Consider the following 19,789-nt stretch of genomic DNA (forward strand, 5'->3'; position numbering starts at 1 on the left):
CGCTGCCATGCCAAGATATGCGATCAAAGTTGAATATGACGGGGCCGGTTTTGCCGGATGGCAGCGCCAGCGCAATCAGCCTTCGGTGCAAGGCGCGATCGAGGCGGCGCTGGCCAAGCTTGAGCCGCGCGCCCATTCGATTGCCGCCGCCGGGCGCACCGATGCTGGCGTGCATGCGCGCGGTCAGGTCGCCCATTGTGACATGGAGCGGGACTGGTCGCCGTTTCGGCTTTCGGAAGCGTTGAACTATCATCTCAAGCCTGCGCGCGTGGTGATCCGTGATTGCGCCTTGGTGGCTGACGATTGGCACGCGCGGTTTTCGGCCCGCGAGCGGCGCTATCTGTTCCGGCTGCTGTCGCGCCGTGCGCCCAGCACAATGGAGGCCGGGCACGTTTGGCGGGTCAACCATCCGCTTGATCTTGAGGCGATGCGCGCCGGGGCGGCGCACCTTGTGGGGCACCACGATTTCACCACCTTCCGCTCGACGATTTGCCAAGCCGCCTCGCCGGTCAAAACGCTCGACCGGCTCGACATAACCAAGGTCGAAACCGATGCGGGCACCGAGTTTCAGTTTCGCCTCGCCGCGCGGTCCTTCCTGCACAATCAGGTGCGCTCTTTTGTTGGCACGCTGGAACGGGTCGGTGGCGGTTCTTGGCACCCCGATCAGGTGAAAGCGGCGCTTGAGGCGCGCGACCGGGCGGCCTGTGGCCCGGTGTGCCCGCCGCATGGGCTGTACCTGATGGGCGCGGGTTATCCCGACGATCCCTTTGCCGCCGCCACGGCTGAGCGCTCCAACGCCGGGTAACACGCCATCAACGACAGCCCGCGCGCTGCGAAAGAAACGTGCAGCGCCAGCCATAGGCCGTGGTTGGCCCAGATCGGCGTCAGCAGCCAGACCGCCGTGAGATAGGCAAGCGTTGCCAGCACCATCATGTTGCGCATATCCGCCGAGCGGGTGGCGCCGATAAAGATACCGTCCAGCATGGTCAGCCCGATCTGCATCGGCGGCGCGGCAATCATCCACGGCAGGAATTCGCGCGCCAGCCCCCGCACCTCGGGGGATTTGGTCAGCGTGTTGATCAGGGCCGGCCCAAACAGCCAGAACACCAGCGAAAGGGTCAGCGCAGTGATCGCAGCCCAGAACGTTGTCAGCATCGCACTGCGGCGCAGACGGTCGACCGCGCCGGCACCATAAGCCCGGCCCACCAGCGCCTCGGCGGCAAAGGCAAAGCCGTCAAGCGCGTGGCCGGTGACATAGAGGAATTGCAGCAGCACCTGATTGGCCGCCAGCGCATCATCGCCAAAGCGCCCGCCGAACAGCAGGAAGCTGACAAAGATCACCTGCAACAGCGCCGAGCGGATCATAATGTCGGCGTTGACCGCCGCCATGCGGCGCAGGCGAAGGCGGTCAAACACCCGGTCCCAATCGCGCCACGACGGATGGGCAAAGGCCGCGCGACAGAGCCAAAGGCCCATCGCCAGCCCGCTCCATTCCGCGATAAAGCTGGCGATGGCCACGCCGTTCACGCCCCAGCCCAGCCCCAGCACAAAGATCACGTCCAGCACCGCATTGGCACCGTTCATCCACAGTTGCAGCGCCAACAGGCCGCGCGTGCGTTCCTGCGCGATCAGCCAGCCCGAGATGCCGAAAATGCCAATCGCCGCCGGAGCCGACCAGATGCGGATCGCCATATAGCTGCGCGCCATGCCCTCAACCTCGGGCGAGGCGGGCGATATGGTGAAAGCGGCGGGATAAAGCAGCGGCTGCGCCACGATGACCAGCACGCCGCAAGCCAGCCCGATCATCAGCGAACGGGTCAAAAGCGCGGCAACCTCGGCGCTGTTGCCCTGCCCCGCTGCCTGTGCCGTCAGGCCGGTGGTGCCCATGCGCAGAAAGCTGAAGATCCAATAGATCGCCGACAAGATGATCGCGCCCACGCCCACCGCCGCAATCGGCTCGGCCTGCGGGATCTGGCCCACCACCCCGGTATCGACCACGCCGATCAGCGGCGTCGTCACCGCCGCCAACATGATCGGCAGCGAGATTTTCAGCACGCGGCCATGCGTGAGCGGACGCGTCTCGGCCAGGAGGCGTGTCTCAGCCACGGGTGGGCATCAGGAAATGCCCGGACGCCTGCGCATGGGGGCGGTCGCGATTGTCCTGCCAGGCCTCGGCATGCACGCTGGCATAGCGCCGCCCCGACCGCGTGACCTTTGCGCGGGCATAGCTGTCGCGCGGCAGACCCGAGCGCAGGTAATCGACGGTAAAGCCGATGGTCTTGGGCAGGCGCGGCATGTCACCGGCCTCCATCTGATCAAGCGAGATCACGCCGGTTTCCATATCCTCCCAGATATAGGACCACGACAGGCCGATCACCGCCGTCACCTCAAGAAACGCCGCCGTCACGCCGCCGTGGAGCGCCGGCAGCATCGGGTTGCCAATCAGCTTGTCGTCATATTGCAGCACCGCCGTCAGCTCATCGCCGCGCCGGTCAAAGGTGATCCCGAGATACTGCGCATAGGGGATGCCCCCGGCGAGCGCACGCAGCGCGGCATCGCGGCGCTGTTTGACCTGTTGCAAGGGTTCTCTACGGTTCTGGTGCATATCGCGCCCCGGTATAAAAATAAATTTCAGCTAACAGTGTCAGCTAACTGTGAAAGAGCCAGATGCGGTTGCCACGGGCCGCTCAAAATCCTCATCAAAGGTGGTGGCGCGCACAAAGGCCACCGAGCGGGTGACGTGATAACATTCGGCCCGCGCCGTGATGGTCTGGCCCGGCGTGGCGGCTCGCATGTAGTCGATGCGCAGGTCAATCGTGGCCGTCGCCGCCTTGACGTCGGGGTGGCTTATCACCGCGGTGCCGCAACAGGTGTCCATCAGCGCCGAAACCGCGCCGCCGTGGATAACGCGGGTCTTGGGGTCGCCGACAAAGCGGCTGTCATAGCCCATCGTGATCTCGGCGGTGCCATCGCCCACCTCGGTCACTTTCATTCCCAACTCGCGCGAATGCGGGATTTGTTCAATGAATTCGCGTGCAAAGGCCTGTTTGTCGGTCGCCATGTGCTGTCCTTTGTGGTTCATCGTTTTATGCACAGCCCATCGGCCCGGTTGCAAGTCAGACCAATCATTGCACCTGCGTCAAGCTTTGCCTAATCTGTTTGCAAACACGACGGAGCCCGGCTGCGGGATCCACCAATGGTTGAGCGCACCACCGCGCAGGACCGTCGCAACAAAACCTCCGGGGAGAGCGGTATGACCGAGACACGGCTCAGCTTCAAAGAAATGTGCGCAAAGTTCGAAGTCACGCCCCGGACCCTGCGGTACTATGAATATATCGAGTTGCTCACGCCCGAGCGCCAAGGCCGTTCGCGGTTTTACGGCGCGCGGGAACTGGCCCGAATGGAGCTGGTGATGCGTGGACGACGCTTTGGTTTCTCGCTCGAAGATTGCCGGCAGTGGCTTATGATCTATGATCATGAAGGCACTGAGGCGCAGATGCGCGTCTTTCTTGAAATGGCCGACCGGCAACTCAGGGAATTGGCCGAGCAAAAGGAACAACTCGACACCGCCATGCAAGAGCTTGGTGAGCTTCGGGCACGCACTGCCGACGCGATCGGCAAGTAACAAACCCGTCAATTAACCCCGGCCAAAGCGATTAGAATGTTGCGCCAACCATGGTTGACGCGCAGTGATCTTACGTCAACTAAAGTTTGACGTAGCGTTTGAGTTACGTAAACCGAAATTCCCATTGTAAGCATGGGTGGCGATTTGCAACTCAACCGGGATCAACAGCGATCTTAGGTGAAAAATGAACGACCGAACCATGACTATTCGTGAGATGTGTGACGAATTCGAAGTGACCCCTCGGACCTTGCGGTTCTACGAGGCGAAAGAGCTTCTGTTCCCACAGCGGGACGGCCAGAAACGGCTGTTTTCGCGGCGCGACCGGGCCCGTCTTAAACTCATCCTGCGTGGCAAACGCTTTGGCTTTTCGCTGGAGGAAATCCGGCAATTGCTCGACCTGTACGACCTTGGCGACCAGCAACAGACCCAGCTGCGCCAAACCTATGACCTGGGCCATGAGCGGCTGGCAGAGATGGAGCGTCAACGCGCCGAACTTGATGCCAATATTGCCGATCTCAAGGACCAGCTGAAATGGGGTGAGAAAATGCTCGCCTCGATGACTGCGCATAAAAAAGCGGCTGAATAACACGCCGCACTTACCCAACGGAGCCCTCTGATGCCCAGCTACACGCCGCCGACCAAGGATCTTCAATTCGTTCTGCATGAGGTGCTTGGCGCATCGCAGCAGGATGTGCCCGGCTATGAAGAGCTGGATGCCGATTTCACCAGCGCCGTGCTGGAAGAGGCCGGCAAGATCGCGCGTGATGTGCTGGCCCCGTTGAACCCGGTGGGCGATACCGAGGGCTGTGTGCTCGAAAATGGCGTGGTGCGCACGCCGAAGGGCTTTAAGGCCGCGTTCGATCAGCTGCGTGAAGGCGGCTGGACGGCATTGGATTGCGATCCGGAGTATGGTGGGCAGGGCCTGCCGTATCTGGTGCAAACGGCGGTTGGCGAAATGCTGACGGCGGCGAACATGGCGTTTCAGATGTATCCGGGTCTGACCCACGGCGCCTATTCCGCGATCCACGCGCATGGGACGGATGAGCAGAAAGCCACCTACCTGCCGAACATGGTCACCTGTGACTGGACCGGCACCATGAACCTGACCGAGCCGCATTGTGGCACCGATCTGGGCCTGATGCGGACCAAGGCAGAGCCGCAGGACGATGGCAGCTATGCCGTCACCGGACAAAAGATTTTCATCTCGGCGGGCGATCATGACCTGTCGGACAACGTGATCCACCTTGTGCTGGCGAAAATTCCCGGCGGGCCCGATGGCATCAAAGGCGTGTCGCTGTTCATCGTGCCGAAGTTTTTGGTGAACGCCGATGGTTCGGTCGGCGAGCGCAATGCTGTGTCGGTCGGCAAGATCGAAGAAAAGATGGGCATTCACGGCAATTCGACTTGTGTGATGAACTATGACGGGGCCAAGGGCTGGCTTTTGGGCACCGAGCACAAAGGCATGCGGGCGATGTTCACCATGATGAACGAAGCGCGGATTGCCGTTGGTTTGCAAGGACTTGGGCAGGCGGCTGTGGCGTATGAAAATTCGCTGGCCTATGCCAAGGACCGGCTACAGGGCCGCGCCGTGACCGGCACCGAGAACCCCGATGGCCCCGCCGATCCGCTGATCGTGCATCCCGACATTCGCCGCACCCTGCTGGATCAAAAGAGCTTTGTTGAAGGTGGCCGGGCGTTTGGACTGTGGAGCGCGAACCTGATTGACCGGGCGCATCGCAACGAGGATGCCGCCGCCGAAGGGCTGATTTCGCTGCTGACGCCGGTGGTGAAGGGTTTCCTTACCGACAAGGGCTTTGACTGCACCGTGCAGGCGCAGCAAGTGTATGGCGGGCATGGTTATATCGAAGAATGGGGCATGTCGCAGTTTGCCCGCGATGCCCGGATCGCGATGATCTATGAGGGGGCCAACGGCGTGCAGGCGCTTGACCTTGTAGGCCGCAAACTTGCCGTCGATGGTGGCAAACATGTGATGGCCTTCTTCGAGATGGTTAAAACTTTCTGCAAAGAAAACGCCGACGTTGAGGGCATGGCCGAATTCGTAGAGCCGTTGAAAGCTGCGTCCAAGGATCTGCAATCGGCGGGCATGTTCTTTATGCAAAACGGCATGAAAGACCCCAACGCCGCGCTGTCGGGCTCGAATGACTTCCTGCACCTGTTTGGCCATGTTTGCCTGGGCCTGATGTGGGGCCGGATGGCGAAAGCCTCGCTTGATGCACTGGCCGGGGGCACGTCGGACAAGGACTTCTACGAAACCAAATTGGCGACCGGGCGCTATTACATGGCGCGGCAATTGCCGATGACCAAAGCCCACCTTGCGCGGATCGAAAGCGGGTCGGCCCCGGTAATGGGGCTGGCAGCCGACCAATTCTGAGGCAAAGATGAGCGACACCTATACGTTGCTCAAAAGGATTGCCCCATGGCCAAACGCTTTCGCCTGACACGGCGTTTTAACGCGGCGATGACCGAAGATGGATATCGCCGCCTGCGCCGCTTTGCCGATGCGGCGGGGCTGGATGAAGGTGAGGCGCTGTCGTTTGTGTTCGAACACTTCGACAGCATCACCGATAACGAAGCGCTGACCCACAGGCTCAGGCTGTTCAACTCTGATCTGGATGCGAGGAAACGATGATAACGATACGTCCGATCCAAACCACCCAACGGCAGCGCCGCCAAATTGGCCAGCCAGATCACAAGACTGCAAAGCGGAGAGGTCCGCCCCATCGCATGGCTCGCGCATCGGCAGACGTGCGGGCGGTGCGACAGGGCTTCTCCTCGTGCGGCCATCGGCTCGCCAACCTGTACCGCAGGGCATGGTCTAGACCGATACTCTTAACGATTTGTTACCAAACGCCGGTGTCTTGTCAGCATTTATATCAAACAGCCGCCGCACCCGCAGGGTTCGCAAACACGGAAGTTGCCAGATGACCATGAAACTTTACTGCTTCGGTGAATCCGGGCACTCTTATAAAGCCGCCTTGGCGCTGGAGCTTGGCGGCAATGACTGGGAACCGGTCAAAGTCGATTTCTTCGGTGGGGCGCACCGCTCCGAAGACTACCTGCGCAACGTCAACGATATGGGCGAAGTGCCGGTGCTGGTGGACGGCGATGTCAAGCTCACGCAATCGGGCGTGATCCAGAGCTACCTGTCTGAAAAGACCGGTAAATTCGGCGGCACCGGCCCCGAGGAATCCCGCGAGATCCTGCGGTGGATGCTGTGGGACAATCACAAGTTTTCCAGCCAGATCGGCACCGCCCGCTTTCTGATGAACTTCCTGCCCGAAGACCGCCGCCCTGCCCCGGTGATCGCCTTTGTGCAGGGCCGGATGCGCGCCACCCTGCCTGTGCTTGAGGGCCATCTCAAGGGCCGCGACTGGATGGTGGGCGATGCCCTCACCAACGCCGATCTGACCTGTTGCAGCTATCTTTACTACCCCGAGCCCTTTGGCTTCGAGCGGGCCGATTGGCCCAACATCACCGCCTGGCTCGACCGAATTTCGCAAACACCGGGATGGAAACATCCCTATGATCTGATGCCCGGCTCGCCAGCCGACCGGGAACCCTGAGGAGGACGCCATGACCGACGCCTATATCTACGATGCCCTGCGAAGCCCGCGTGGCAAGGGCCGCAAAGATGGCAGCCTGCACGAGGTCACCTCGTTGCGCCTGTCGTCGCAAATCCTGAACGCTGTCAAAGACCGCAACGGCCTTGAGGGGCATGCCGTCGAGGATGTGATCTGGGGCAACGTCACGCAGGTCGGCGAACAGGGCGGCTGTCTTGCGCGCTCTGCTGTGCTGGCCTCCGAGCTTGATGAACGCATTCCCGGCCTGTCGATCAACCGCTTTTGCGCCTCGGGTATGGAAGCCGTGAACCTTGCCGCCAATCAAGTGCAGGGTGGCGCGGGCCAAGCTTATATCGCCGGTGGAGTCGAGATGATGGGCCGCGTCGCGATGGGCTCTGACGGTGCGGCGATTGCCGTCGATCCGTCGCTCGCGATGGAGAGCTATTTCGTGCCGCAGGGCATTTCGGCGGATATCATCGCCACCGAATACGGCTTTTCGCGCGACGATGCCGATCTTTTGGCCGTCGAAAGCCAAAGGCGCGCTGTGGCGGCATGGGAAGCCAAACGGTTTGATAAATCCATCGTTGCGGTGCGCGATATCAACGGCCTGACGATCCTTGACCACGATGAATACATCCGCCCCGGCACCGATATGCAAAGTCTTGGTGGCCTCAAGCCCGCGTTCAAGGACATGGGCGAGACCATGCCCGGTTTTGACGCGGTGGCGCTGCTGAAGTACCCGCATCTGGAGCGGATCAACCACATTCACCACGCTGGCAACTCCTCTGGAATCGTCGATGGCGCGGCGGCGGTTTTGATCGGCAACAAGGCGTTTGGCGAGGCGCACGGCCTCAAGCCGCGCGCCCGCATTCGGGCCACCGCCAAGATCGGCACCGACCCGACGATCATGCTGACCGGCCCGGTGCCAGTGACCGAAAAGATCCTTAAAGACAGCGGCATGAGCATCTCTGACATCAATCTGTTCGAGGTCAACGAAGCCTTTGCCAGCGTCGTTCTGCGCTTTATGCAGGCGTTTGACGTGGATCATGACAAGGTCAACGTGAACGGCGGGTCCATCGCCATGGGCCACCCGCTCGGTGCCACCGGCGCGATCATCATCGGCACCCTGCTTGATGAGCTGGAACGCACCGGCAAAAGCACTGGTCTGGCCACGCTGTGCATCGCGTCTGGCATGGGCGCCGCCACGATCATCGAGCGGGTCTAACCCATGTGCACGGCTTTAGAGATTTATCAGAAACATCTTGATAAGGTTTCTGATGCACTATGGACATTGGATTATGATGTTTTACTGGACTCTCTTGCCGTGCCAAACCGCATGTACACTACGGACGCCTCGCTTCTGATTGAAACAGAAGCCGACCTTCGCGATGTGGTGAAAGACTTCCGCGCCTTTCTAAGCCAGTCTGGCGCGCAGGACTATCACCGCATCGCGCGTCGGGCCGACTTTGATCCGCACACTGATGACCGCATTCAAGGCGAACATGACACTTATGTCCTGCGCGGCGGCCTGTTCGCGCTGGAGCCTTTTGCCAGCAGTCAAATCATTGAACGGATGAACGAAACCTGGCGCGGCGTCGAATGTCGATCGCACGTTCGCAATACCGATTGCACGGTTTTCAGCCTCGCGCAATTGCAGAAGTCTCAATCTCGTAATCCCTCCCGTGAATTGGAAGGAACCTGATTTGGAAACCGAATTTGCAAAACTTTGCGAAAAACTGACGGATGCTTTGATCAACGGCAATTTCGATAATTACCGCGCGGTGTTTCGGTTGCCCGCGCGGATCGAGCCGCGGGACGGCCGACCCTATACCATGACCACCGAAGACGATTTGCGCCGCGATCATGAGCTGTATGTCACCTCGATGCAGATCCACCGGGTCACCTATATGACCCGCGATGTCCTGTCCGTCGTGGAAATCACGCCCGATTGGGCCGAGATCACGGTGGAAACCTCGCTGTTTAGCGGCGGCCACCGGGTGGTCGATCCGTTTTGCACGCAATTCGTGCTGCGCCAGGCCGAGGACGGTTGGAAGATTGGCGCAATCCGTTCCTCGCTCGGCCACATCAACTGGACGCTGGGCAAGGCCACAATCCATGAACAACGGTTCCGGCCAACCGGACCGTAACCCATAAAAGACTGACACAGGAGAGCCGCGATGACCGATTTCAACATGCGCACCGAAGCAAACGGTGTGGCCATCATCGAGTGGGACGTGCCCGAGAAAAGCATGAACGTGCTTTCGCTGGAAGGCCTCGCCGAACTTGACGGCCACATCGATACGGCCTTGGCCGACGACGCTGTCAAAGGCATCGTGATCACCTCGGCGAAACCGGATTTCGCCGGCGGCATGGACCTGAACGTGATTGCCAAGATGAAAGAGTCGGCGGGCGATGAACCCGCGCGCGGTCTGTTCGAAGGCATCATGCAAATGCACACCATCCTGCGCAAGATCGAGCGTGCGGGCATGGACCCCAAGACCAACAAAGGCGGCAAACCGGTCGCCGCCGCCCTGCCCGGCACGGCGCTTGGCATCGGTCTGGAAATCCCGCTGGCCTGCCACCGTATCTTTGCCGCTGACAACCCCAAGGCCAAGATCGGCCTGCCCGAAATCATGGTCGGCATCTTCCCCGGCGCCGGCGGCACCACCCGTCTGGTGCGCAAGATGGGCGCGATGGCGGCCTCGCCTTTCCTGCTCGAAGGCAAGCTGTCGGATCCGAAGAAAGCCAAGATGGCCGGTCTGGTCGATGAGGTGGTCGCCGACCCGGTTGCCGCCGCGGTGGACTGGGTCCTGTCCGAGCCGAAGTTCATCAAACCCTGGGACGAAAAAGGTTATAAAATGCCCGGCGGCGCGCCCTATCACCCCGCTGGTTTCATGACATTCGTGGGTGCCTCGGCGATGGTGCACGGCAAAACCAAAGGCGTCTATCCGGCGGCCAAGGCCCTGCTCTCGGCGGTCTATGAGGGCGCGATGGTGCCATTTGACACCGCGCTCAAGATCGAGGCGCGCTGGTTCACCAACGTGCTGATGAACCCCTCGTCAGCGGCGATGATCCGCTCGCTTTTCATCAACAAGGAAGCGCTGGAAAAAGGCGCCAACCGCCCCGAAGCCCCTGACCAGCGGGTGAAAAAACTCGGCGTCCTTGGCGCAGGCATGATGGGTGCGGGCATCACGCTGGTGTCGGCGCAGGCCGGGATCGAGGTGGTGCTGATCGACCAGAAACAAGAGGCCGCCGACCGCGGCAAAGCCTATACCGCCGATTACATGGACAAGGGCATCAAGCGCAGAAAAGCCACCGAAGAGAAGAAGGCCGAAATCCTGTCGCGCATCACCGCGACCACGGATTACGCCGCGCTTGCGGGGTGTGACCTGATCATCGAGGCGGTGTTTGAAGACCCAGCAATCAAGGCCGACGTCACCGCCAAGGTCGAAGCGGTGATCGGCGAGGATTGTATCTTTGCCTCCAACACCTCGACCCTGCCGATCTCGCAATTGGCCAAGGCCAGCACACGGCCCGAACAGTTCATCGGCATCCACTTCTTTTCGCCGGTCGAAAAGATGCTGCTGGTCGAGATCATCAAGGGCCGCGAAACCGGCGACCGCGCTGTGGCCAAGGCGCTCGACTACGTGCGCCAAATCCGCAAAACCCCGATTGTGGTCAACGATGCGCGCTTCTTCTACGCCAACCGTTGCATCATTCCCTACATCAACGAAGGCCTGCGTATGGTGGCCGAGGGCGTCAGCCCGACGCTGATCGAAAACGCGGCCAAGATGGTCGGCATGCCGCTCGGTCCGCTGCAACTGGTCGATGAAACCTCTGTCGATCTCGGGGCCAAGATTGCGCGCGCCACAAAGGCCGCGATGGGCGACGACTACCCCGACGCTGCGGTGGACGAGGTGATCTTCTGGATGGAAGAACAGGGCCGTCTGGGGCGCAAAACCAAGGCGGGTTTCTATGACTACGACGAGGCCGGCAAACGTCAGGGCCTCTCGGACGTGGTCAAGGCACAGTATCCGCAATCCGAGGACCAACCCGACGTGATCGAAGTCCAACATCGCCTGCTGTTTGCACAAGTGCTCGAAGCGGTGCGCGCATTGGAAGAAGGCGTGCTGGAGGACATCCGCGAAGGCGATGTCGGTGCCATCCTCGGCTGGGGCTTTGCGCCTTGGTCCGGCGGCCCGTTCAGCTGGCTCGACATGATCGGCGCGCCTTATGCGGCGGAACGTTGCGACCAACTGACCCAAGCGCATGGCCCGCGGTTCGCCTGCCCCAATCTCCTGCGCGAGATGGCCGACAAAACCCAAAGCTTCTACAAACGCTTCGGCCCCGCGGCAAAAGCGGCCTGAGTCAACGTCGCGGTGCCGCACCAAGCAAGGCACCGCACCTTAAAACCTGTCCCGCCGGACTTTTTGGCCTCCGGCGGGGATATTTATCAAGCCAGAGAAGCCACGACCAAAAGCAAGAGCCCAGGTCCACCCCCTGTCCCGACAAGGAAACAGGGGGCTTCTCCGGCTTCGGCCATCGGCGTCCCCGCCTGTGCCGCAGGTGTCAGCCTGCCCCTTCAAGGTTAAAAGCCCGTTACTTCTCTGGCTTGAAAATATCCCGGGGGGTTTGGGGGGCTGGCCCCCCATTGATACGGCGGTTTGGGGGGCTGGCCCCCCATTGCCAACAGCAGCCACAGGACGGATCACCGCTTATAAAGTCGCATCTGCTTCTTCATCTCGGCATGAACCTCTCCAAACGTGGCAAGCCCACGCTCTTGCAGCATCGCCAGCATCTTCACGAACACCCGCCCCGTGGCCAAGGTATCGCCCATCGCGGTGTGCCGGTCGGCCTCTGGGATCACAACGCCCAGCCGGTCACACAGCGCATCCAGCGTATGCGTTTCGGTGATCCCGAACAGCACCGCAGACAACAGCACCGTGTCCAACACCGGATTGCCGAACTCGCGGCCAATGGCGTCGGCATTCTTGTGAAAAAACGCCATGTCGAATGGGGCGTTATGCGCCACTAGCACCGATCCGTGGGCGAAATCATGCAGTTGCCGACCAGCCTCTTTGATCGTTGGGGCCCCGTCCACCATATCTTCGGTGATGCCGTGGATCTTGGTCGAGGACGCCGGAATGCGCCGACCGGGATCGACGAGCGTATCCAACTGCTCCTCGCGCAACAGCCGCCCCCCCACAACGCGAAGCGCTGCAATCTGCACGATCTCGTCACCGTGGCTGGGCAAAAGTCCGGTGGTTTCGGTGTCGAACACCACATAGCTCAGATCGTCGAGCGGCGTGTCCGCCAGCGCCGCCACCCGCGACTTTTCGAACAGCGAGAAGTCGTAGACCGCCCCGCGCAGATCGTGTTTGCGCGTCTCCGCAACCCGTGGCAGCGGCAGGCACAGCCGCGTCTGGCCCCCGCCTGCGTCTTCTGGCCAGATGTCGCTGCCGTGGCGCGCCAGAACAAAGCGGCCGGTCACTTCGGCCAACCCCATTTCAAGCGGCGCAGACAGCCAGCGCTCAAGCACATTCAGCGGCAGCGGCGCGCCCTCCCAGGTCAGCGTCAACAGCGCCTCGGACAGGGTGGCACCGCGCACCAGCGTCACCGCGATGTCACGGCAATGCCCCTCGGCCACCAGCCGTTCGGCCAGCCCGGCCACCATCGACACGATCATAAAGCCGTCGCAGCGCACCGCCAGCCGCTCATGCTCGCCCACATAGCCGATCCCGGCCCCGTTGAGTCGGGCACGCAAGCTGTCCATCAGGTCGCGCGCGACAATCTCGGTCATCGGCCACCAACTGTCGGCGGTGTCGTTGTAACGGCTGCCAAAGCGGTCGACCGCTTGCGCCAGATCGCGGGTTTCCTGTAGAAAGGCGCGTTCCAACGGATCGTCGCCCGCATCGCGCAGACGGCCCAGCGTGTCGAGATTGGCGGCCTTGCGGCGCATGTCTTCGATCAGGTCGGCCAGCAGCGCCTCGCGTTCCGCATGCAGCCCGATATCGGCGGTCACATCACGCAGGGTCAGGGCATAGCCGCCCTCGCCCGTCGCCTGCGGCACCAGCCGCATCGTTGCGGTAAACATCGCCCGGCCATCTGGCGTGGCGCAGATAAAATGCGTCTCGGGGTCAGAGGCTCCCTCCAACGTCAGCCGCTCATAGGCATGCAGCAACGGCCCCTCGCGCAGGCATCCGGTCACCGATTGGCCCAGCCGGGGCGCATTGCTGTCCTGAAGCAACTGCCGGGCGACGGAATTGTAAAACACGATGCCGTGGTCGCCCGAACACAGCAGAATGCCAGCGTTTACATCCGCCAGCAGCGTTTCAAGCCGCTCGTTTTCCTCGGCCAGCCGGGTGGTTTCGCGTTCGATCGCCAGCGCCAGATCGCCTTGTGTGGCCGAAAGCTTTACCGCAATCGCCTGCGCCGCCGGGGCGAGATCGCCAAGGTATTGCGCCGCAACCGGGTCTTGCGATTTTGCCGTGTCGGCCAGCGCTTGGACCCGTAACTGCGCCGCAACCGCCTGCATCGGGCGCGCGAGGTTTTCGTCAAACAGCCGCCAGACCCATGTCACCAGCCCCAACACCGCAAACCCCGCAACTGCCCCGCCCAGTACAAAAGCCCCAGCCGCAGGCGGCGGCGTGGCGCGGGCATAGCCCAGCCACAGGCTTGCCGTGATCAGCGCAACGCTGGCCAAACCGAGAAAAGCAAAGAACAAGAACACCCGCAGGCGCAAACTCAGATGCGCGAACATCGCCTAACCCTCGCGCGGGGTGCTGAGCAATTCTGTCACCCGCGCCTGAAGGTCGGCCATTTCAAACGGTTTCGACATAAAGCCATCCGCCCCCAGCGCCAACGCCTTGCGCCGTTCGATATCGGCCCCGCGCGCGGTGAGCACCAAGACGCGGGTGCGGTCGAGACTGCGACAGGCGCGGATATGCTGACAGATTTCATAGCCCGATGCGCCCGGCAGGGTCACGTCCAACAGCACAAGCTCCGGGGCCAGCGCTTCGACCTCGGCCAGGGCCTTCGCCCCATCATCGATGTGGGTCACTTTGTGGCCCATCCGTTCGATCAGGAATTTCAAGGCCAGCGCAATATTCAGCTCATCCTCCACCAAAAGAATCTGCGCGCCGCCGGTTTTACTGTTCATTGCTGCCCCTCCCCCAAGGTTCGCATCGTGTTTATTTACAGGCCGCCATGACAAGCGGATCGTCGGCTTGCAGCGCCTCCCACCGGTCGCTTTGCATCGCACCATCTTCGGCATAGGTCACATCCGCCAGCCGCGCCTGCGCCGGCTTGGCGCAATCGACAGCGATCTTGACGCCCAGCGCCGATTGCCAGCGCTCCATCAGATAGAGATCGGCAATCCGCTGGTGCGCCACCGCTTCGTTGCGCTGAACCGAGCCTGCGTCGAGCGCGGCAAAGCGGTTCACAAACGGCCAGACATAGGTCCAGGGGCGGAACCAGCTTTTGTCTTCGCTCATCGCCACCACCTCGACCGCCTCGGGCAATTGCGCTTGCGAGCGATGGAACCAATTGTATTCGTTCCAGATCGAAAACACGATCATGGTGATCGCCGCGACGGTCACGGCTGACGCCTTTGGAATGCGTCCCTTGGTCAGACGGCTGAGCAAATAAATCACACCGCCGCCGGCGAAGCCTGCGAAAACGGTGGCGAGAAGTTCATAGAACATAAGCAGTTATCCCAAGGTGCCGCGGCCATGGCCAATGGCGGATTGCATGGTGCGCACGACGACAAAGGCATCGCGCAGGTGGCCGCGTTCAAAATCCGAAAGGCTGGTCGGGGCCATGAAGTTATCGGGGGTGCCGCCATGTTTGATCCGGTGCGCCTGATGCTCAAGCCGGGTTTGCGCAATCAGGTCATAGGCGTCAATCAGGTCACGCGCGCCGGTGGCCGAAATCACCTGACGGTCACGCGCCCCCAAAAGCCGCGCGCGGGTGTTGGCGGCGGGCAGTTGCGCCTGCATCGCATAGACCCGCCCCAGATCGACCACGGGCACGACGCCGTTGTGCTTGAGGTCGATCATGTCCTTGTGCTCGCCCGAGCGGATGGTGGCAAAGCCGCGCAACAGGCTGAGCGGCGGGACGTGTTTCAGCGAATTGGCGATCATGTGGCCGACAAAGATCGAGTTGCCCGAGGCCAGCGCCAAAGTCTCGGCCTGGAGCCCGGCGAACAGGCTGTGATCGCCTGCAATCGGGCGCAGATCGAACATCACCGAGGCCAGCATCTGGGCCAGCGGATCGGGCGTGGCGACCCAGCCGCGGAAATAGTCGCGCCATTTCGACACCGGTTGGCGCCAGCGCGGGTTCGTCGCCATCATATCGCCGGGGCAATAGACATAGCCGCAGGCATGAAGCCCGTCCGAGGTGAACTTGGCCAGTTGGGTGAAATATGGGGTGTGTTCGGGTTGCACCGCGTCGTGCAGGAACAAGCAGTTGTCCTGATCGCTGACGCCGGTCTGTTCGCGCCGCCCTTGACTGCCGCAGGCGAGCCAGAGATAGGGCACCGGCGGCGGGCCAAATTCGGTCTCGGCCAGTTTCAAAAGCCTACGCGTGACCGCATCGCCAATGTCGGTGATCAGCCGCGTCACCACATCATGCGGTTTGCCGGTGGCCACCAGTTGCGCCAGCACCTGCGGGATCAACGCGGTGAACCCGGCCAAATCTTCGACCGTTTCGGCAAAGGCAATATCGCTGACCAAGACGGCCGATCCCATCGCCTGATGCCGGGTCAGATCGGTCTGGGTGATCATCCCGACAAAGCGGCCATTTTCCGTCACCGGCACATGGCCGATCTGCTGTTCCAGCATCAAGTGCAAGACGTCAGACCCCAGATCGTTCACCCCCAGCGAGGCGGGATTGCGGGTCATCATATGTGCCACCGGCGTTTGCGCCGACAGCCCGTCGGCCAGAACGCGGGTGGTGAAATCTCGGGTGGTCAGGATACCGGCGAGGCGATCATCAGAGACGATGCCAATCGATGAGACCCGCGCCTGGCGCAGCATCGCCGCCGCCGCCTGCACCGTGGTGTCAGGGCCGCAAGCCAGCGGATCCACCGCCATCAGATCGCCCACCCGCATCTCGGCAAGATCAAGCGCTGCGGCGCGTCGTGGCCGGGCGCGATCAAAATAGCGGGCAAAGGCCCGTTCGTCGCGCAGCAATTCGTCAAACAGCGCCACTGGCAGCATCAGCAGCCGCGTCTCGTTTTCGGCGCGCGCCGCAGTCACCGACCGGCCATCGCGCAGCAACCCGCGTTCGCCAAACGAATTGCGCGGGCCCAGCGCCGAGACCTGAACCCCATTGCCATCCCAAACCGTAACCGCGCCCGAGACGATCAGAAACAGACCGGGCAACGCCTCGTCGAGACCGTAAATTGTATCGCCCGAGGACAGGTGCAACACCTCGACCGTCTGGGCCACGCGCGCAAGCTGTTTGGGCGCGAGAGCATCATAAGGATGCACCGATTGCAGAAATTCCAGCGTGTCGATGGGTGCCGAAGCCATAAGCGCCTCTGTCTTTGGGATCAGGTCAGGAATGCAGGGAAACAAGACCCCGCGCCTTGCGCCATGTCAAAGGCTGACGGGGAAAAAATGACGGCGCGCATGGGTTTTTCCCTGCGCGCCGCTTTGGTGCGGCCCGATGTTATGCAACACCGGGCCGGTTGCTCATTCAGTGACCTTCGACAGCCGAACCTGCGCCACGGGGCACACGCACGCTCTCGACGAGGTCCTGAATTTCCCTCGGCGGTGCTGCCGTCATCTTTGACACGATGATCGCCGTGGCAAAGTTCAGGACAGCACCAATGGCGCCGAACGAGGTGGACTGGATCGTTCCCAGAAGCGGATCAGCATCGGTGAAGCTGTTGGTATCAGGGATGAAGAACCAGCCTTTGTGCAGGAAGATGTAGATAATCGTCACACCCAGACCAACCAGCATGCCCGCAACCGCGCCATGATTGTTGATCCGCTTGGAGAAGATACCCATCATCAGCGCCGGGAAGATCGAGGCCGCCGCAAGGCCGAAGGCAAGGGCCACGGTTTGCGCCGCAAAGCCCGGAGGGTTGAGGCCAAGATAGGTGGCGACAGCGATGGCAACCGCCATGGCAATCCGCGCCGACATCAGCTCGTTCTTTTCCGACATGTTCGGCGTCAGCTGGCCTTTGAGAAGGTCATGCGACACCGCCGAAGAAATCGCCAGCAACAGACCAGCCGCCGTTGACAGAGCCGCCGCAAGGCCGCCCGCCGCAACCAGACCGATGACCCAGGATGGCAGGTTCGCAATCTCGGGGTTGGCCAGAACCAGGATGTCGCGGTTGAAGTTGGTCAGCTCATTGCCCTCCCAACCGTTCGCCGTGGCTTTTTCCTGCATCGCGGCATTGGCATCGTTGTAGTACTGGATCTTGCCGTCGCCGTTTTTGTCTTCCCAACCCAGAAGGCCGGTTTTCTGCCAAGTCTTCATCCAGACATAACGTTCGTCGGTTTCGATGGTCTCGACCGAAACCGCTTCACCCGACGTGCCATTGGGCCAGAATTGTTCGGTGATGTTCAGGCGCGCCATCGCACCAACCGCAGGCGCGGTGAGGTACAGAAGGGCGATAAAGATCAGCGTCCAACCGGCGGACCAACGGGCATCCGACACTTTGGGAACGGTGAAGAAGCGCATGATAACGTGGGGCAAACCCGCAGTACCGATCATCAGCGACAGGGTGAACAGAACCATGTTCAACGTGTCGGCGTGGTGCGCGGTGTATTCGTTAAAGCCAAGCTCCTGCACGATCTGGTCAAGCTTTTGCAGCAGCGGTTCACCCGATGCGACGTGATCGCCAAACAGACCAAGACCCGGGATCGGGTTGCCTGTGAGTTGCAGCGAGATGAACACAGCCGGGATGGTATAGGCCATGATCAACACGCAGTACTGCGCAACTTGGGTGTATGTCACGCCCTTCATGCCGCCAAGAACGGCATAGGCAAACACCACACAAGCGCCGATCAGCAGACCGGTTGTGTTGGAGACTTCGAGGAAGCGGCCAAAGGCCACGCCAACGCCGGTCATCTGGCCGATCACATAGGTCGTCGAAGCGACGATCAGGCAGATCACGGCAACCATGCGCGCGGTGGGGCTATAGAAGCGGTCGCCGATGAATTCCGACACGGTGAACTTGCCGAATTTGCGCAGGTAGGGTGCGAGAAGCAGCGCCAGAAGCACGTAGCCCCCGGTCCAGCCCATCAGGTAGGTCGAGTTGTCATAGCCGACAAAGGCGATAAGGCCCGCCATCGAGATGAACGACGCCGCCGACATCCAGTCCGCCGCAGTGGCCATACCGTTGGTGACGGGGTGCACGCCGCGCCCGGCGGCGTAGAATTCTGATGTGGAGCCCGCACGGGCCCAGATCGCGATGCCGATATAGAGCGCGAAAGACGCGCCCACAAACAGCAGGTTGATTGTAAACTGATCCATGATTTCAGCTCCCCTTTACTCGTCGACGCCGTGTTCGGCATCAAGCTTGTTCATCCGCCAAGCGTAGAAAAAGATCAGCGCCAGAAAGACCAGAATCGAGCCTTGCTGGGCAAACCAGAAGCCAAGATCAGTGCCGCCGACGGAAATGCCCGACAGCAGCGGGCGCAGCAGAATGCCGAACCCAAAGGACACCAAGGCCCAGATTACCAAGCAGATCTGGATCGTACGAATGTTCGCCGCCCAATAGCTGTTGTTTTCAGAGTTTTCCGACATGTCGGTTCTCCCTCTCTCTCTCCTAAAGACATCCTGGCCCTCATGACCCGGACGCACTTTCCCTGTTCGCGGGGGGCCACATGGCCCGCCCGCGTCAATCCCTCGCAAAATTGCGTGGTCGTTTTTGTCGCGAAGTCCCTAACGGGCCTCGGCAACAATCTCTCCAAGCGCCTCGGCAATCGCGCCGATCTCGCCCATGGCATCAACGCGCGCGAGCACGTCCTTGCCATCGTAGTAGTTGATCAGCGGCGCGGTCTGGGCGTGGTATGCCTCAAGCCGCGAGGCCACGGTTTCGGCGTTGTCATCGGCGCGGCGCTTGAATTCGGTGCTGCCGCAGTTGTCGCAGACGCCCGACTTCTCCGGCTGCTTAAAGCTGTCGTGATAGCCTTCGCCACAGTCGGCACAGGTGTAGCGGCCCGAAATCCGCGTCACCATTGCCGCGTCTTCGACCTCAAGCGCGATGGCGGCGTCGATCTTCTGCCCGGTTTCCCCAAGCAGCGTATCAAGCGCCTCGGCCTGCACCGTGGTGCGCGGAAAACCGTCGAGGATCACACCTTTGGCAGTGTCATCCTCGGTCAGCCGGTCGCGCAGGATGTTGATCACGATTTCATCCGACACCAGTTCGCCAGCTTCCATCACGGCCTTGGCCGCCTTGCCCGCTTCGGTGCCCTGGGCCACCGCCGCGCGCAACAGATCGCCGGTCGAAAGTTGCACCAACCCGAATTTGTCTTCGAGCATCCGCGCCTGTGTGCCCTTCCCGGCGCCCGGAGGCCCGAGAAGGATCAATACTGCGGGTGTTGTCATGGGGGTTACTCCGTCCATG

The 19,789-nt window shown here is 61.4% G+C and carries 20 protein-coding genes; 10 read left to right on the forward strand and 10 right to left on the reverse strand.

All coding sequences use genetic code 11. The annotated features are described in order from the left end of the window. The first annotated feature begins 7 nt into the window (after positions 1-7). A complete protein-coding gene (gene truA, locus ACW9UO_RS05790; RefSeq protein WP_457088032.1) occupies positions 8-805 on the forward strand; it encodes a tRNA pseudouridine(38-40) synthase TruA in 798 nt (265 codons plus the stop codon). Here truA and ACW9UO_RS05795 read toward each other — a convergent pair. The 3 genes from ACW9UO_RS05795 to ACW9UO_RS05805 all read right to left on the reverse strand — a co-directional run bounded on the left by ACW9UO_RS05795 (position 751) and on the right by ACW9UO_RS05805 (position 3,082). Next, positions 751-2,031 (reverse strand): MATE family efflux transporter, encoded by a 1,281-nt coding sequence (locus ACW9UO_RS05795; protein WP_457088610.1) that lies wholly within the window; start codon positions 2,029-2,031, stop codon positions 751-753. The two genes, truA and ACW9UO_RS05795, sit on opposite strands and share 55 nt — an antisense overlap. Before the next feature lie 67 nt (positions 2,032-2,098). Then, positions 2,099-2,605 carry a PaaI family thioesterase gene (locus ACW9UO_RS05800; protein WP_457088033.1) on the reverse strand — a complete coding sequence of 169 codons (507 nt, stop codon included), beginning with the start codon at positions 2,603-2,605 and terminating at the stop codon, positions 2,099-2,101. A 39-nt stretch (positions 2,606-2,644) separates the two neighbouring features. Further along, on the reverse strand, positions 2,645-3,082 hold the full coding sequence (locus ACW9UO_RS05805; RefSeq protein WP_457088034.1) for a PaaI family thioesterase: 438 nt from the start codon (positions 3,080-3,082) through the stop codon (positions 2,645-2,647). 171 nt (positions 3,083-3,253) lie between these two features. Here ACW9UO_RS05805 and ACW9UO_RS05810 point away from each other — a divergent pair, with 171 nt between their 5' ends. The 9 genes from ACW9UO_RS05810 to ACW9UO_RS05850 all read left to right on the forward strand — a co-directional run bounded on the left by ACW9UO_RS05810 (position 3,254) and on the right by ACW9UO_RS05850 (position 11,573). Further along, positions 3,254-3,625, forward strand: coding sequence for a MerR family transcriptional regulator (locus ACW9UO_RS05810; protein ID WP_457088035.1), 372 nt, complete (start codon positions 3,254-3,256; stop codon positions 3,623-3,625). Positions 3,626-3,809: 184 nt separating this feature from the next. After that, positions 3,810-4,211 carry a MerR family transcriptional regulator gene (locus ACW9UO_RS05815; RefSeq protein ID WP_457088036.1) on the forward strand — a complete coding sequence of 134 codons (402 nt, stop codon included), beginning with the start codon at positions 3,810-3,812 and terminating at the stop codon, positions 4,209-4,211. Between the two features lie 30 nt (positions 4,212-4,241). Continuing rightward, the gene (locus tag ACW9UO_RS05820) at positions 4,242-6,017 is read left to right on the forward strand and encodes an acyl-CoA dehydrogenase C-terminal domain-containing protein (protein WP_457088037.1); all 1,776 of its coding nucleotides are present in this window, start codon (positions 4,242-4,244) and stop codon (positions 6,015-6,017) included. A gap of 45 nt (positions 6,018-6,062) precedes the next feature. Continuing rightward, a complete protein-coding gene (locus ACW9UO_RS05825) occupies positions 6,063-6,275 on the forward strand; it encodes a hypothetical protein (protein WP_457088038.1) in 213 nt (70 codons plus the stop codon). A 292-nt stretch (positions 6,276-6,567) separates the two neighbouring features. Then, positions 6,568-7,209, forward strand: coding sequence for a glutathione S-transferase family protein (locus ACW9UO_RS05830; RefSeq protein WP_457088039.1), 642 nt, complete (start codon positions 6,568-6,570; stop codon positions 7,207-7,209). A 10-nt stretch (positions 7,210-7,219) separates the two neighbouring features. Then, positions 7,220-8,431 carry an acetyl-CoA C-acetyltransferase gene (locus ACW9UO_RS05835; protein ID WP_457088040.1) on the forward strand — a complete coding sequence of 404 codons (1,212 nt, stop codon included), beginning with the start codon at positions 7,220-7,222 and terminating at the stop codon, positions 8,429-8,431. A gap of 66 nt (positions 8,432-8,497) precedes the next feature. After that, a complete protein-coding gene (locus ACW9UO_RS05840) occupies positions 8,498-8,908 on the forward strand; it encodes a hypothetical protein (protein ID WP_457088041.1) in 411 nt (136 codons plus the stop codon). A gap of 1 nt (position 8,909) precedes the next feature. Next, positions 8,910-9,353 (forward strand): hypothetical protein, encoded by a 444-nt coding sequence (locus ACW9UO_RS05845; RefSeq protein ID WP_457088042.1) that lies wholly within the window; start codon positions 8,910-8,912, stop codon positions 9,351-9,353. A 30-nt stretch (positions 9,354-9,383) separates the two neighbouring features. After that, positions 9,384-11,573, forward strand: a complete 2,190-nt coding sequence (locus tag ACW9UO_RS05850; protein WP_457088043.1) for a 3-hydroxyacyl-CoA dehydrogenase NAD-binding domain-containing protein — start codon at positions 9,384-9,386, stop codon at positions 11,571-11,573. A 341-nt stretch (positions 11,574-11,914) separates the two neighbouring features. Here ACW9UO_RS05850 and ACW9UO_RS05855 read toward each other — a convergent pair whose 3' ends face one another. The 7 genes from ACW9UO_RS05855 to ACW9UO_RS05885 all read right to left on the reverse strand — a co-directional run bounded on the left by ACW9UO_RS05855 (position 11,915) and on the right by ACW9UO_RS05885 (position 19,770). Next, positions 11,915-13,966 (reverse strand): 3'-5' exonuclease, encoded by a 2,052-nt coding sequence (locus ACW9UO_RS05855; protein WP_457088044.1) that lies wholly within the window; start codon positions 13,964-13,966, stop codon positions 11,915-11,917. Between the two features lie 3 nt (positions 13,967-13,969). Then, on the reverse strand, positions 13,970-14,365 hold the full coding sequence (locus ACW9UO_RS05860; RefSeq protein ID WP_457088045.1) for a response regulator transcription factor: 396 nt from the start codon (positions 14,363-14,365) through the stop codon (positions 13,970-13,972). A gap of 31 nt (positions 14,366-14,396) precedes the next feature. Then, on the reverse strand, positions 14,397-14,909 hold the full coding sequence (locus ACW9UO_RS05865; RefSeq protein WP_457088046.1) for a hypothetical protein: 513 nt from the start codon (positions 14,907-14,909) through the stop codon (positions 14,397-14,399). A 6-nt stretch (positions 14,910-14,915) separates the two neighbouring features. Then, the gene (locus tag ACW9UO_RS05870) at positions 14,916-16,739 is read right to left on the reverse strand and encodes a DUF294 nucleotidyltransferase-like domain-containing protein (protein ID WP_457088047.1); all 1,824 of its coding nucleotides are present in this window, start codon (positions 16,737-16,739) and stop codon (positions 14,916-14,918) included. Between the two features lie 166 nt (positions 16,740-16,905). Then, positions 16,906-18,693 (reverse strand): sodium:solute symporter family protein, encoded by a 1,788-nt coding sequence (locus ACW9UO_RS05875; protein ID WP_457088048.1) that lies wholly within the window; start codon positions 18,691-18,693, stop codon positions 16,906-16,908. A gap of 15 nt (positions 18,694-18,708) precedes the next feature. Continuing rightward, entirely contained in the window at positions 18,709-18,966 is a 258-nt protein-coding gene (locus tag ACW9UO_RS05880; RefSeq protein WP_457088049.1) for a DUF4212 domain-containing protein, read from the reverse strand. Between the two features lie 138 nt (positions 18,967-19,104). Then, a complete protein-coding gene (locus ACW9UO_RS05885; RefSeq protein WP_457088050.1) occupies positions 19,105-19,770 on the reverse strand; it encodes an adenylate kinase in 666 nt (221 codons plus the stop codon). Positions 19,771-19,789: the final 19 nt, after the last annotated feature.

Source organism: Marinovum sedimenti (assembly GCF_054052205.1).